Below are 14,107 nucleotides of genomic sequence, written 5' to 3'. Positions count from 1 at the left end.
CTTCCTTCTATCTTGATCTGCGGTCGCCCTTAGCGCGCGGCCAGGCGGATCAGCGTGGCGGCAATCTCATCGGTGGGGAGTACGTATTGGGCGGCGTCCAGTTCAATGGCGGCGGCGGGCATGCCAAAGACTACGCTGGTGGCCGCGTCCTGGGCGATGGTGGCTGCGCCGGCCTCGCGCATGGCCTTGAGACCGGCGGCGCCATCTCGCCCCATGCCGCTCAACAAGACCCCCAGCGCGGTGGGGCCACAGTGTTGCGCCACCGACTCTAACAATCGGTCCACCTGTGGGCAGTGCAGGTGGTCGGTCGTGCAGTCGACAAAGCCGAAGCGGCGGCTGGCGTCCAATACCAGGTGACGGCCCTCGGGGGCGAAATAGACCTGGCCGGGTTCTGGTCTCTCACCCTGGCGTGCCAGTGTCAGTCTCAGGGCGCAGCGGGTTTGCAGCCAGCCCAGCATCCCATCCAGAAACCCGGCGCTGATGTGCTGCACACACACGAGCGGTATCGGGAAGCTTTTGGGCAACAGGTCAAGAATGCGGTTCAATGCCTGCGGGCCGCCGGTCGAGGCACCCAGCGCGACCAAGGCGATCTTCTTGCTCCGCGGTGATGGGATGGCAGGGACGCTCGCCGTGGTCGGCGGCGCGGGCGCCGCCAATCGCCGACTCATGGTCGGGGCCTCGGCGATAGCGCGAATCTTTTCCAATAACGCCTGAGCCTCTGGGATCCCGATGCCCCCATTCTGTCCCATCGGCTTGGCGATGACATCCAAGGCGCCGGCGGCGAGTAACCGGAAGATGTTGTCCTTATCGAATGACTGCACCGCCACGCTCAACACCAGAATAATGCAGGGGTGTTGCGCCATGGCCCTGATAATAAATTCCATGCCGTCCATCACCGGCATATGGTAGTCGGTAATGATTAGATCGGGCCGCAGTTGCGGTAGCAGGATCAGGGCCTCGTGCCCATTGGGTGCGGTGCCGACCACCTCCATGTCCGGCGCCCCGGCGAGCAGGTTCTTCAGCATGTATAACTCGGTGACCGAGTCCTCTACCAGCAGCAGGCGGATGCGGCGCTGGCCGTTGCCTCCCGGGATTTCTGACATGGGTGTTTGTCCGTCTAATTCAGGCCAGCCGGGCCAGGCAGTCGAGCAGCAGGCTCTGGTCGAACTCTGACTTGCTGATGTAGGCGTCCGCCCCGGCCTCCATGCCGCGGCGGCGATCCGTTTCGCTGGCCAGGGTCGTGACGAGCACGATCGGCAGCTCGGCAAACTTGCGATTCTGGCGAATCTTTTCGGCCAATTCCAGGCCGGACATCCGCGGCATTTGAATGTCTGAGACCACCGCGTCGAACGGGTGCAGGGCCAGGCTATTCCAGGCGTCGAGTCCATCGACTGCGGTGACTACCTGATACCCGGCGGCCTCCAGAATGCGGCGTTCCTGCATGCGGGTGGTGATGCTGTCTTCCGCCAGCAAAATACGTTTGGGTGCCGTGGCCGCAGTCTCGCCATTGGCGGTGGCCGCCGTGGTGTGGCGCACCGTCCGGGTCATACTGCGCAGCAGGTCATAGAGGTTGAGCACTGGGCACACCAGCCCGGTGGTGAGCACCGCGAGCCCGGCGACGTTGCGCACCCGCGTTAGTGGCGGCGGGGTGGGCTTCACCACGATGTCCTCAATCTCCAGGACCTCGTCGAGTGCCACGGCAAAGGTCTCGCTACCCACCTTAAGTGCGACACAGTGCAACCAGTCCTCATCCTTCAGTGCGGGTGGCGCTCGCTCCAGCAGCAGCCCCAGGCGCTCCAAGGGGATGGCCTGCTCGCCCTGATAAAAGCACTGCCGGCCTTCAATGACATGCAGCTCGGCGGGACGCAGTCGCTTGACGAATACAATGTCATCGAAGGGCAGGGCGTAGGTCTCGCCCCACTCGCGCAGCAGCATGGCGCGGGTGGCGGTGAGCGAGACGGGCAGCCGCAGGCTGATACTAAGTCCCTGGCCCGGTTCGGAGGCGATCTTGAGCGAGCCGCGCAGGCGCTCCACACTGCCGCGGACCACGTCCAGGCCCACCCCCCGCCCCGACAGATCGGTGATGATGGGTGCGGTGGAAAACCCGGGCTCCAGGATCAGCGCCTGCAACTGCGCCTGCGTGAGCTCTGCCAACTCCTCCGGCGTGTGCAGCCGCTGTTTGATCGCCTGCCGGCGGATGGCCGCCAGGTCCAGACCGCGGCCGTCGTCGCGCACGGTAATCTGTAGCGCGTCGGCGCTCGGCGTGACCGCAATCGCAATCAGGCCCGCGGCCGGCTTGCCGTTACGCTCGCGCTCGGCCGGCGGTTCGATGCCATGGTCGATGGCATTGCGCAGCAGGTGCGTCAGCGGGGCCTTCAATTCCTCGATGATATGCTTGTCGGCCACGGTGGCTGCGCCTTCCACCTGGTAATCGATTAGCTTGCCGAGTTCGGCCCCCAGGTCATGGACCATGCGCGGGAATAGCTCCAGCAGGGTGGCCATGGGCAGCAGGCGGAGCTTACGAATGCCGCCCTCGATCGCCACCGCCACCGCCTCCAGCCGGGCGCTGTCGCTGGCCAGGTGCCCGCGCAAGTGCCCCAGGGCGGCGATCGCCTCGGTCAGCCCCTCGGCACTGGCCTGCGGGTGTTTCAGGTGATAGTCGCATTGGGTCAGCAGTTGGTCGAGCTCGGTCTGCCAGCGTGCCACCCGCCCCTTGCTGACCACCAACTCACCGCCGAGTTGCAACAGTGCATCGAGCCGGCTCGATTCGATGCGCAGGGTGTCGATGCGAAAATCGCGTAGTGGCGCGGTGGGCGCCGCCGCCAGCGCGGCGGGCGGCGGTGTCGCGGCAGTCGCGGGCGGTTCCGGGTCGCGTGTTGGGTCCGCGGCGCTGGGCGTCGGTGCGGGGGCTGCGTCGCCCAGTTCCATGGCGACCAGGTGACGTATCCGATCCAGCGTGGCCAGTTGGGGCGGCACCAAGGTCGAGTCGATTTGCAGCTTGCCCGCGCGTGCCTCGCCCAGCAGGCTTTCAATCCCGTGCGCCAGGTTTTGCACCTCGCGCAGGCCCAACATACGGGCCGCGCCCTTGAGGCTATGGGCCTCGCGGAACACCTCATCGAGCAGTGGGGCGTCGTGGGGTGTGCGCTCCAATTGCAGGAGGCCCGCCTCGATCTTCTGCAGGTGCTCGGCGCTCTCGGCGCGGAACAGGTCGCGCAGTTCCTGGTCGTCAATCACATTCGATCACCGTCGATCACCGTCGCGCGGCCCCCTGCTGGCGGTGGTGCTCATAGCATCCGGTTGAGTTCGCTGGCCACCCCGGTGAGCTTGGCCATGCCCTCGCGGATTTGCGCCGTGCCGGTGGACATCTCGCGCGCGCCATTGTCGATGTTCTTCATCGCAATGTCGATCTGAGTCAGGGCCACCGCCTGCTGTTTGCTGTTGAGCAAGACCTGCTGTGCGTTCTGTACCAGGGCGTCTGCCAAGTGAATGACCTTTTCAAACGCCTGCGAGGCCAGGCGGGCGCTGTCGGCGGTGGCATGGGTGATCTTGCTGCCGTCTTCGGCGGTCATCACCATGCCGTTGGTGGCCTTTTGAATATCGGCCACGATTTGGTTGGCGCGCTCGGCCGATTTCTTGCTTTGGTCGGCCAGCTTGCGGATTTCACTGGCCACCACGGCGAACCCGCGGCCCTGCTCACCGGCGCGCGCCGCCTCCACCGCGGCATTGAGTGCCAGCATATTGGTTTCGGCGGCCAATTCGCCCACCACCCGGGCAATCTCGCCGATTTGACCCGCCTGTTCCGAGAGACCAATGATCTTCTGCGCAATGGCGTTCATGCTCTCTTCCATGGCGGCCATGTCGCTTTCATTATGCATCACCAGTTCCAGGCCCTCGCGGGTGGTGGACTGTGCCTGGTTGGCCGAGTTGGTGGCCAGCTCGGCCTGCTCGGCATTGATACGGGCGGTGGCCACCATCTCTTCCACCGTGGCGGTGGTTTCGGTGACTGCGCTGGCCTGTTGCGTCATGGCCCCTTCGTGTTCCTCGGTGGTCGCCGCAATCTGATTAGTCGAGGCGGCCACCACGGAAATCAGCTCCTTGATGCTGCGACTGGTGTTGCGGGCCAGCCAGATGCTGATTGCGAGCGACAGGGCAAAGGCGACCACCAGACCGAGCCCCGACAGCCGGACGACCGCGGCGACACCGTTGCGCACGTTCGCCTTGTACTGTTGCTCGATCTCGCTTTCGCGTTCGAAAAACTGCATCGCCAGGACGTTGAAACGCTGATAGAGCTCATCGCCCTGGCTGATTTGGACGTCGCGCGCGCCCTCGGTGGTCGGCCCGGCCTTCACGCGGGCGATGTTGGCCTGGGTGGCCTCGGCAATGGCGGTGACCAGTCCGCTGAGGCGCTCCAGGGTGGCCAACTGGCCGGGATCGCGTACCAGTTGCTTGAGTTCCAGAAAGATGTTGGCGGCGTTCTGCTTGCTCTTTTCGTAGCCTTCCACGTGGGTGGCCTCGGCGTTCAGCAGGATACCCCGCGCCGCCCGCTGCATCTGCGCGGCCTGCAATTGCAGATTCAAGCCGTGCTCGCTGATGGCCACCGCCCGTTCATTGTCGACGATGTTGCGTTGCAGGCCCAGGCTTTCCAGATAAACCGCCGCCACGGCCAGGGTGAATACGAGACAGGGCATCAGGTTGCCCAGCAAGATACGGGTAGAGAGTTTGAGCTTGGCGGTCATGCGTCGGTCTCGCAATAAAAAGGGGGCGGCGGGTTCAAGCCTGTTCATTGACTTCAAACTGGGTGTGTTGCAGCAGTGCATCAAAGTCCAGTACGCCGGCCACGCCATCCTCATCGTGCAGCATCCATTTGCAGTGCGGGTGGCCATAGGCCTGTCCGGTCAATGGGGCGAGGGCCTGGTCAGCATAGGAGCGGATGTCGCTGACCTGATGGGCCGCCAGTCCCAGGCGCTGGTCGCCCAGTTGCAGTACCACAATCACCGTATAGTCAGTCGAGGGCTTGCCCTGTAATAGGGGCGCCAGGTCGACGACGGTGAGGATAGCACCGCGCAGATTCACGCACCCGATGATGTGTGGCGGGCAACAGGGAATCGGCGTGCAGTGGCCCAGGTGGGTGAACTCGGCCACGTGTTGCAGCTCGATGGCATAGCGCCCGCTGCCGATGCGGATCAGCGCATAGACATGGGTGGCCGGGTCCGGCGGCGCGTCGGGCAAGGCCAACCGATGGGTGCGGGCGCGCAGCCGGGCCTGCTCCTGTGGGTTAAGCGGCGCAAATCGCTCGCTGGGCGCCTGGCCGGTCACTGGCCGATCGCCCACCTGGATGACCAGCCGCAACAAGGCGGTCGCATCCAGCAGGATCAACACCGTGTCTTCCCATTTCAGGGTGCCGGCAATCACCGGTGCGGCGTGCAAGTGAACATCCCCTTCCAAGTGGACATAGGGTGCGGCCGCCGCGGGGGCAATGTCCACCAGGTCATGCACCTGGTCGGCCACCAGGCCCAGGCGGTAGCCGTCGTGCTCCAGCAAGACCACCGCTTGGTTCAGCCGGTACGGCTTGGCCGGGTGGCCAAAGCGCTGGCCCAGGTCGACGACGGCAAGCACCTCGCCGTGTAGGTTGATCAGGCCGACAAAATAGGGCGGCAGGTCCTCCACCGGCGCGAGCTCGGGCAGCCAAAAGGTGCTGCGTACCGTCTCGGCCGGGATGGCGTAACGGGTGGCGTTGAGCTCAAAAATCAAGTGGTCGGACACGGCGTAGGCGGCTCAGTGGGCGCCCGGCGGCGCGTGACGGCGGGCCCAATGGGCACCGAGTTCCGCGGCGCGCCCCTCCCCCAGGAAGGGCACCAGCGCGTCCGGCGGTAGGTCCTGGAGCAGCCGGGAGACGATGGCGCGCGTCCTGTGCGCGGCGCGGTTCTGCTCCGCTCCCGCCTGCAGGCGCTCCAGATGGACATGGGCGGCGATCATGTCGGGTGCCAGATACAGCGCCTTACGCAGCGATTCGCGCGCCGCGTCGGGGTCGCCCAGTTCCATGGTCAGCACCGCAGCCAGAAAATGGGGCTCGGGGCGCATCGGGTCCTGCGCCAGCAGCCCGCGGCAGAGGGCGAGCGACTCGTCCAGGCGCCCGGCGTCGGCCAGGCGCCACGCGGCCAACAGGGGGTCAACGATCGCCGGGGCGCGCGCCGGTGTCGGCGTACGCACAGGTGGCGGCACCGGCTTCGCGGCCACGGGTCGCGGCGCGGTCGCTGGATTGTGGCGCGTCGGCGCCTTGGCCGGCGTCGCCGCCGGTGGGGGTCCCTTGCGGTATACCAGCGACTGTGGGTAGGCCTCGGTTTGCAGCAGCTCCGAGCCGTGCGCATGCAATTCGCCGTGGCCGGTCAGCAAGACCCCGCCTTCGCGCAGGCAGAGAACCAGCTTGTGGGTGACCGTGGCAATGGCCGCGGGCTGCAAATAGATGAACAGGTTGCGGCACAGGATCAGGTCCAGGTCGGCCAGTCCGTGGGCGGGGTCGGGCAATGGATCGCGCAGCAGGTCGCCTGGCATGAAGTACACCATGCGACGGATCGCCGGCTGTAACACCCAGCGGTCGTGGTGTGGGGCAAAATAGCGTTGCCGAAACGCCTGATCGCACCCGCGAAACGCCCAGTCACCGTATTGCGCGGCGGCGGCCAGTCGGAGTGCGTCGCGGTTCACGTCGGTGCCGTAGAGCGCAATCTGCCAGTCCTCGCGTCCGGCCAGCAATTCGTGCAGTAGGATGGCCAGTGAATAGGCCTCTTCCCCGGTGGAACAGGCGGCGCTCCATAGCCGCAGAGAGCGCTGCCGCGCGCGCCGCTCCAGCAGCCCCGGCAACAGGGTGTCGCGCAGCAGTTGGATTTGCCCCGCATCGCGCATAAACGAGGTCTCGCCCGTGGTCAGCACCGCCGCCAAGCGTTGCAACTCGTGCCGGTGGTCGGCGTGCTCTGGCAGCAGGCAACGCAGAAAGTCCTCCGGTTGCCGCAGTTTGAGCGCCCGCATACGCTCGTGTATATAGATCGCCAGCCGCTCCTCACTGCCCTCTGAAATGCGCAGTCCGCTCTGGCGGGCAATTTCACCAAACAGGTGCTTCATGAGCGGGTAGCTATGCCAAAAAAGAGACGTTAGTCCGCAAATGAACGCAAATAAACGCAAAATAAGATCCTTGATGATCCACGGCTGTTAGGCAGTCGTCTCGCTCTCCACCTATAACCGTATTTGTTATTTGCGTTCATTTGCGTTTATTTGCGGACAAATAATCTTCAAAATAGAACTTAGGCCCCCAGATAGGCCGCGCGGACCTTGGGGCTCGCGAGCAGCGCGGTGGAGTCGTCCTGGTGGACGATGCGCCCACCCTCCAGGACATAGCCGCGGCTACTCGACTCCAGGGCCAGACGGGCGTTCTGCTCGATCAGCAACAGGGTCATCCCCTGCGCGGCGATCAGCCGGATGGTCTCGAAGATCGTCTGCACCGCCAGCGGGGCCAGCCCCATGCTGGGCTCGTCGAGCAGCAGCAGGCGCGGCCGGCTCATGAGCGCGCGGGCGATGGCCAGCATCTGCTGCTCGCCCCCCGACAGGGTCCCGCCGGTCTGGGCGCGGCGCTCACGCAGGCGGGGAAAGAGCCCGTAGACACGCTCCAGATCGGCCGCGATGCCTGCCGAGTCAGTGCGGAAATAGGCCCCCATGCGCAGGTTTTCAGCCACCGTCAGGCGCGGGAAGACCCCGCGGCCCTCCGGCACCATACTGATCCCGCGCCGGGCGCGCAGATGGACCGGCAGCGCAGTGATATCGGTGCCGGCGTAGCGAATCGTGCCGGCGGCGGCGGGCAGCAGGCCGGCGAGTGCGCGCATGCTGCTGGTCTTGCCGGCCCCGTTGGCACCGATCAGACAGACCACCTCACCCTCCTCGACCCGCAGGTCGATACCCTTGACTGCACGGATGCCGCCGTAATGGACCGCCAGGCCCTCGACCTCGATCAGGCTCATGCTACACCCACCCCGGCCCCCAGATAGGCCTCGATCACCAGCGGATCCTGCTGGACCTGCGACGGGGGACCATCGGCGATCTTGCGCCCATAGTCCAGCACCGCCACCCGGTCGCACAGCCCCATCATCAGTCGCACGTCGTGCTCGATCAGCAGCAGGGTCACGCCGCGGCCGCGGATCTGCTCCATGAGTTCTTTGAGCGCCTGCGTCTCGATCGGATTCATCCCGGCGGCGGGCTCGTCGAGCGCCAGGAGCCGCGGCTCGGTGGCCAGCGCGCGGGCGATCTCCAGCCGGCGCTGATCGCCATAGGGCAGGAAGCGGGCGAGCTGATCCGCGCGTCCGGCCAGCCCGACTGAATCGAGCAGTGCCAGCGAGCGCTCATGGATCGAGCGCTCCTCCGCCCGGGTGCGCCGACCGCGCAGCACCGCCCCCAACACCCCGGCGCGCGAGCGCACATGGCGCCCCACCATCACGTTCTCCAGCACGCTCATGTTGGCGAACAGCCGGATGTTCTGGAAGGTCCGGGCCAGCCCGTGGGCGGCCACCGCGTGCGGTTTGAGTCCGGTCAAGGGCACCCCGTCTAAGTGAACGCTGCCCGAACTGGGGTGATAGAGCCCGTTGAGACAGTTGAACAGGGTGGTCTTGCCCGCCCCGTTGGGCCCGATCAGGCCGAAGATCTCACCCGTGTGGACCGTGATTGAGACCTCGCTCAAGGCGGTGAGCCCGCCGAAGCGCTTGGTGACCGCGCGGGCCTCCAGGAGTGGGCGCTGACCCTCAGCGCTCGGCGTCATAGAGCGCCTCCTGTTCCTGGCGGACCTCGTCCGGGTTGGCCGGGTGCAACTCGCGCGCCCGCACCGGCGAGGGCCACAGCCCCTGGGGCCGGAACAGCATCACCGCGACCAGGGCGACGCCGAACAGCAGCATCCGCAGGTCCGCCGGGTCGACCGCCACCCGCCCGATCAGCCCCTCCTGCAACGGACCGATATAGCGCAGCAGCTCGGGGAGTATGGTCACCAGGATAGCCCCCAGGATCACCCCCGGGATGTGCCCCATGCCACCCAGCACCACCATGCACAGGATCATGATGGACTCCATCAGGGTGAACGACTCCGGGCTGACGAAACCCTGAAAGGCGGCGAACAGCCCGCCCCCCAGACCGCCGAAGGTCGCCCCCATGGCGAAGGCCAGGAGCTTCATATTGCGGGTATTGATGCCCATCGCCTCGGCCGCCACCTCGTCCTCGCGGATGGCCGCCCAGGCGCGCCCGATGCGCGACCCCTGAAGCCGGATCGCCACAAAGATCACGCCCAGGGTGAGTATGAGGAAGAGATAGTAATGGGTGTGGGTGCCGGGGAGCTTGAGCCCCAGAATCTCGATCGGCCGGGTCAGCGAGTGACCGGCGATCCGCACCGGGTCGATCATATTGATGCCCTGGGGGCCGTTGGTGAGATTGAACGGGGCGTTCAGGTTGTTCAAAAAGATCCGGATGATCTCCCCGAAACCCAGGGTGACGATGGCCAGATAGTCGCCCCGCAGGCGCAGGGTCGGCGCCCCCAGCAGGACGCCGAACAGACAGGCGACGCCCGCCCCCAGCGGCAGCAGGGCCCAGAAGGGCAGGTGGATACCGAGTTGCGGCGAGGCCAGGATGGCATAGAAATAGGCGCCCACCGCATAGAAGGCGACATAGCCGAGATCCAATAGCCCGGCGAACCCCACCACGATATTGAGCCCCAGGGCCAGCATCACATAGAGCAGCGCAAAGTCCAGGATGCGCACCCAACTGCGTCCCATGCCCGCGTCCACCAGGAAGGGCAGGGTGAGCAAGAGCGCCGCCAGGGCGGCATAGGCCGCCCAGGCCAGGCGTGGGTCGCGGTAGAAACGGTTTGGCAGGAGGTCTGGCATTAAGAATTTATTGTCCGCAAATGAACGCAAATAAACGCAAATGAAGAAAATCCATTGCTGTCATTTCGGCCGCAAGAAGATAGGAGGTCGAGGCTTTAGCCGGGCGACATTGCATCTCAGCGGCCCTGATCCGGCTAAAGCCTCGACCTCCAGTGCGAAACGCTTGGCGGTCATTTGCGTTCATTTGCGGACAATCATCTTTATTCATCACGCGCGATCCGCCACGCGTTCGCCCAAGAGCCCGGAGGGGCGAAAGATGAGCACCAGGATGAGGATGAAGAAGGCAAAGATGTCCTGGTAATGGCTGCCCAGGAAGCCGCCGGTGAGGTCCCCGATATAGCCCGCGCCCAGGCTCTCGATCACCCCCAGCAGCAGCCCGCCCAGGAGCGCCCCGGGGATGTTGCCGATCCCGCCCAGCACGGCCGCGCTGAAGGCCTTGAGGCCCAGGAGAAAGCCCATGTTGTAGTGGGCGATGCCGTAATAGGAGGCGATCAGCAGCCCAGCCACCGCGGCCAGCGCGGAGCCCACCGCGAAGGTCGCGGCAATCACCCGGTTCACGTCCACCCCCATGAGCCCGGCCACCTCCCGGTTCTGCGCGGTGGCGCGCATGGCCCGGCCGAGCCGGGTGCGCTGCACCAGCAGCAGCAGTGTACCCATGGTGAGCGCCGCCACCGCGACGATCAGCAACTGGACATTGGACACGCTGGCCCCGTGCCAGGCATAGACCTGCGGCGCCAGGACCGGCGGGAAGGACAGATACTGGCGGCCCCAGAGGATCATCGCCAGGTTCTGCAGGACGATGGAGACCCCGATGGCGGTGATCAGCGGGGCCAGCCGCGGGGCGTTGCGCAGCGGTCGGTAGGCGATCCGCTCCACCAGCACGCCGGTCGCCATGCACACCAGCACCGCGGCGGCCAGGGCCAGCAGCAGCGCGAGCGGCACCGGCACCCCGGCGGCCACCAGCACCCCGAGCACGGTCACGGACACCAGTGCGCCCAGCATCACGATCTCGCCGTGGGCGAAATTGATCAGCTCCAGGATGCCGTAGACCATGGTGTAGCCCAGCGCCACCAGCGCGTAGAGGCTACCCAGGATCAGGCCATTGACGAGTTGTTGGAGCAGGACGTCCATGCGGGGGCGGGGTTACTTGGCCGCCGCTTTGGCCGCTGGTCCGCCGACGGTCTCCACCGCCTGCCACTTGCCCTTCTTCACCTGATAGAGGGTGACCGGGCCGTCCTTCAGATCGCCTTGGTCGTCGAAGGCGATGGGGCCGATGACGCCGTCGAGTTGGGTGCGGGCGAGTTCCGGCAGGTACTTTTCGGGCTCGGCCGAGCCCGCCCGCAGCATCGCCTGGATCAGGACCACGGCCGAGTCATGGGCGAAGGGGGCGTAGATCTGGATCTTGCCGAAGCGCTCGCCAAAGCGCTTGGTGAACTCCGCCCCGCCGGGCATCTTGTCGATCGGCAGCCCAGGCGAGGACCCGATCGACCCCTCGGCGGCCGGGCCGGCAAGCTTGATGAACTCAGCGGTCTGCATGCCGTCGCCGCCGATGAAGGGGATCTTCATGCCGAGCGTGTGCAACTGGCGGACCATGGGCGCGGCCTGGGGGTCCATGCCGCCGAACACCACCACATCGGGCTTCTTGGCCTTGAGCGAGGTGAGGATGGCGGTGAAGTCGGTCGACTTGTCGGTGGTGTATTCGCGTGCGACCACCTCACCGCCGGCCGCCTTGACCCCCTTCACCACCTCGTCGATCAGGCCCTGGCCGTAGGCGGTGCGGTCATCCACCACCGCCACCCGCTTGCCCAGGTGCGTGGCGTACTGGCCCAGTGCGCGGCCTTGCTGGGAGTCGTTGGCCATCAACCGGAAGGTGGTCTTGAACCCCTGGTGGGTGTAGGCGACTGCGGTCGAGGCCGGAGAGACCTGGGGGATGTCATTGTCCGCGTAGATGCGCGAGGCGGGGATGCTCGCCCCGGAGTTGAGGTGTCCGACCACGCCCTTGGCGCCGTCGTCCACCAGCTTTTGGGCCACCACGGTCGCGGTCTTGGGGTCCGCCGCGTCGTCCTCCACCTGCAGCACGAACTGGACCGGCTTGCCTGCCAGGGTCGGTTTGGTGGCGTTGATGGTGTCCACCGCGAGGCGCGCGCCGTTCTCGATGTCCTTGCCCAGGTGCGCCTGGGGACCGGTGAGCGGCGCCACGCAGCCGATCTTCACCGTCTCCACTGCGGGTTCGGCGGATGCCGCCGTCCATGACATGGCTCCGACCATCAATGCGATCAATAGTTTGGATTTCATGAGTCTGCTCCCGGTGCCGGTGGGCAAGGTTGAGGATGGGTTGTCCAGCGGGGCCGCGGCGGGCGTGTGCGCCGATAAAGTACCCCTGACGGGGGCAATACTACCAATAGATGGGCCGGCGTACCTCCCGGATCGTGCCGGGTGCTGCATCTATCGGGGCGATGGGCCTTGATCGTTCTCTCGGCGGGGGGCGGTCCATTAGGCCGCGGTGCTCGCGACCCGCCACGCTGTAAAACGCAATGGTCACGCCAAGGCGCCAAGCTCGCCAAGGGTTTTCAGTGCGTTATGAGCGCTGGGCCGCGGACCCGTCGGGCGATTTGGCGACCTTGGCGAGTCGGCGGTATTTCTTGGCGAGCTTGGCGCCTTGGCGTGAGTCATTGCCGCACTAGGGCTCATCGCAGTGCGGCGCGGTGGGCGAGGGGCGGCCTCAGCGGGTCTTCGATCCGCCCCGGCACGGCGGCGACGCGGGGGCCGCGCCGCCCTTCTCGCGCCACTCATCCGGCGTCCAGGTGTGCAGGGCCAGGGCGTGGAGCCCGTGGTCGAACTCGCCTTGCAGCAGTCGATTGACCACCCGGTGCCGGGCCACCAGGCCGTGGCTGCCAAACTGCTCGCTCACCACCACCACCTTGAAGTGTGACTCCGCCCCGACGGGCACCGCGTGCATGTGACTCTCGTCCTCCACCTCAAGGTGCTGAGGGTGGAGTGCCTGAGCGAGCGCGTTGGCGATCCGGGTCTGTCGGTTCATGGTGGTATCCAGGTTCTGAAAGGGCAGGGCGCTGCCCCGATTGGCCACAAATGCGGGCGTGCGGGCGCCGCGGCAAGCGCCTGGCACGCCCGCAGGAGCGGCCCCCCGGCCGCGCAGGGTTGCCGCAAGGGCGCGTGCCCGGAGTGGTTGATGGCCTTGATCGTCATTCCGGCCGGGACGCCGGAATCCAGGCCATGGACGGCAACTTCCCGGCCGCCGCGGGCTCGCAGAACTAGCGGACTGGCCGAAACGACGATCAAGGTCCTAGCAGGCTGTCGGACTTAGTGATGCAACCGATTGAATGCAAAGAGTTTCATCTTTTGCGCCAAAAAGTCGTTTTCCTGTTTAATCAATCGGTTACGCCATCAAGTCCGACAGGCTGCTAGACCCGGGAATTGCCCACGCCAAGACGCCAAGCTCGCCAAGCACTACAATCGGGTAGAACCAGGATCCAGATCACCCTCCCGGTGACTGGCGCAACGCTGATAACGCACTGAAAAGCCTTGGCGTGACAACTGCTCTTTATGGGATGATCAAGACCGCCGCACCGACCGCCGACGGTGGCACTTCAGCCCGATTGCAACCCGTCCCAGCCACGATCCAAAAAACTTCTTGCATTTGGCAACAAGCCAGCGTTAAGCTTTATCCCGCATGCCGCTTATGTAAATTTTTCGTTAACGAAAAAAGGAGCGCATCGTGCCACGTTCAACGGTCATCGCGTGGACGTTTCCGTTTGCGGTTCGATCTGCCGATGGCAGATGGGAAACGTTGAGCCTGACCACGCGCCTTGAGGCTTCACCAGTTCAACGGGGGAGCGTCTTGGCAGCGGGGTGCGGTAGCCATGGCTGGGGGACTAGCAGCCTGTCGGACTTGATGGCGTAACCGATTGATTAAACAGGAAAACGACTTTTTGGCGCAAAAGAGGAAACTCTTTGCATTCAATCGGTTGCATCACTAAGTCCGACAGCCTGCTAGGATGCTTGGGTGCTAGACTGGATTCAGTCTAGTACATTAGTATCCTAGCAGCCTGTCGGACTTGATGGCGTAACCGATTGATTAAACAGGAAAACGACTTTTTGGCGCAAAAGAGGAAACTCTTTGCATTCAATCGGTTGCATCACTAAGTCCGACAGCCTGCTAGTCTGCCTGTTTACCGACG

Annotated in this window: 12 protein-coding genes; all 12 read right to left on the bottom strand. The window is 65.2% G+C overall.

Annotated elements, in window-relative coordinates:
- Positions 1-29: 29 nt before the first annotated feature.
- Positions 30-1,103 (bottom strand): chemotaxis-specific protein-glutamate methyltransferase CheB, encoded by a 1,074-nt coding sequence (gene cheB, locus QZX93_RS06525; RefSeq protein ID WP_295384681.1) that lies wholly within the window; start codon positions 1,101-1,103, stop codon positions 30-32.
- A 19-nt stretch (positions 1,104-1,122) separates the two neighbouring features.
- Positions 1,123-3,234 (bottom strand): response regulator, encoded by a 2,112-nt coding sequence (locus tag QZX93_RS06520; protein ID WP_295384679.1) that lies wholly within the window; start codon positions 3,232-3,234, stop codon positions 1,123-1,125.
- A gap of 50 nt (positions 3,235-3,284) precedes the next feature.
- Entirely contained in the window at positions 3,285-4,736 is a 1,452-nt protein-coding gene (locus tag QZX93_RS06515) for a methyl-accepting chemotaxis protein (RefSeq protein ID WP_295384677.1), read from the bottom strand.
- Between the two features lie 34 nt (positions 4,737-4,770).
- Positions 4,771-5,763: a chemotaxis protein CheW gene (locus QZX93_RS06510; RefSeq protein ID WP_295384674.1), complete on the bottom strand. Its 993-nt coding sequence runs from the start codon at positions 5,761-5,763 to the stop codon at positions 4,771-4,773.
- A gap of 12 nt (positions 5,764-5,775) precedes the next feature.
- Positions 5,776-7,116: a CheR family methyltransferase gene (locus QZX93_RS06505; RefSeq protein WP_295384672.1), complete on the bottom strand. Its 1,341-nt coding sequence runs from the start codon at positions 7,114-7,116 to the stop codon at positions 5,776-5,778.
- Between the two features lie 179 nt (positions 7,117-7,295).
- Positions 7,296-8,000 carry an ABC transporter ATP-binding protein gene (locus QZX93_RS06500; RefSeq protein WP_366759849.1) on the bottom strand — a complete coding sequence of 235 codons (705 nt, stop codon included), beginning with the start codon at positions 7,998-8,000 and terminating at the stop codon, positions 7,296-7,298.
- Between the two features lie 2 nt (positions 8,001-8,002).
- Entirely contained in the window at positions 8,003-8,797 is a 795-nt protein-coding gene (locus QZX93_RS06495) for an ABC transporter ATP-binding protein (protein WP_295384668.1), read from the bottom strand.
- Positions 8,781-9,908: an ABC transporter ATP-binding protein gene (locus QZX93_RS06490; RefSeq protein ID WP_295384666.1), complete on the bottom strand. Its 1,128-nt coding sequence runs from the start codon at positions 9,906-9,908 to the stop codon at positions 8,781-8,783. Before QZX93_RS06490 ends, QZX93_RS06495 begins: the two co-directional genes overlap by 17 nt.
- 7 nt (positions 9,909-9,915) lie before the next feature.
- Entirely contained in the window at positions 9,916-10,116 is a 201-nt protein-coding gene (locus QZX93_RS06485; protein WP_295384664.1) for a hypothetical protein, read from the bottom strand.
- Entirely contained in the window at positions 10,116-11,039 is a 924-nt protein-coding gene (locus QZX93_RS06480) for a branched-chain amino acid ABC transporter permease (RefSeq protein ID WP_295384662.1), read from the bottom strand. Before QZX93_RS06480 ends, QZX93_RS06485 begins: the two co-directional genes overlap by 1 nt.
- Positions 11,040-11,051: 12 nt before the next feature.
- Positions 11,052-12,203, bottom strand: coding sequence for a branched-chain amino acid ABC transporter substrate-binding protein (locus QZX93_RS06475; RefSeq protein ID WP_295384660.1), 1,152 nt, complete (start codon positions 12,201-12,203; stop codon positions 11,052-11,054).
- A 427-nt stretch (positions 12,204-12,630) separates the two neighbouring features.
- Positions 12,631-12,948, bottom strand: a complete 318-nt coding sequence (locus QZX93_RS06470) for a BolA/IbaG family iron-sulfur metabolism protein (RefSeq protein ID WP_295384658.1) — start codon at positions 12,946-12,948, stop codon at positions 12,631-12,633.
- Between the last annotated feature and the right edge of the window lie 1,159 nt (positions 12,949-14,107).

Source organism: uncultured Thiodictyon sp. (assembly GCF_903946935.1).
In the GTDB taxonomy this organism is placed as follows: Bacteria; Pseudomonadota; Gammaproteobacteria; order Chromatiales; family Chromatiaceae; genus Thiodictyon.
Note: the sequence above shows the minus strand (reverse complement) of the source record. Positions and strands in the feature narration are given on the sequence as shown.